The organism is Anoxybacillus sp. LAT27, assembly GCF_022030075.1.
Taxonomy (GTDB): domain Bacteria; phylum Bacillota; class Bacilli; order Bacillales; family Anoxybacillaceae; genus Anoxybacillus; species Anoxybacillus kestanbolensis.
Window position 1 is genome coordinate 1 of sequence record NZ_JAIWYK010000126.1, and the last position, 286, is coordinate 286.

Consider the following 286-nt stretch of genomic DNA (forward strand, 5'->3'; position numbering starts at 1 on the left):
TAAAGCCTTTTTGCCGCACCTCTCCCACGTGGGCAAAATCGGACAGCGGCGCCAGCAGCTTCGCCAGGCGGCGCGATTTTTCCGCCACTCCCTCGACGATCCGCCGCTCTTCCATCAGCCGCAAGTTGGCCAGGGCGACGGCGCAGCCGAGCGGATTGCCGGTGTAGGAGTGACCGTGGAAAAACGTCTTCTGCTCCTCGTAGTCGGCGTAAAAGGCGTCGTACACCCGGTCCGTGGTCAGCGTCGCGGCAACCGGCAGATAGCCGCCGGTAATCCCTTTCGCTAC

Annotated in this window: 1 protein-coding gene; it reads right to left on the reverse strand. The window is 63.3% G+C overall.

Annotated features, from left to right (window positions below):
- The coding region (locus LD028_RS08800; protein WP_237811592.1) for an aminotransferase class III-fold pyridoxal phosphate-dependent enzyme at nucleotides 1–286 on the reverse strand (286 nt) is incomplete at both ends.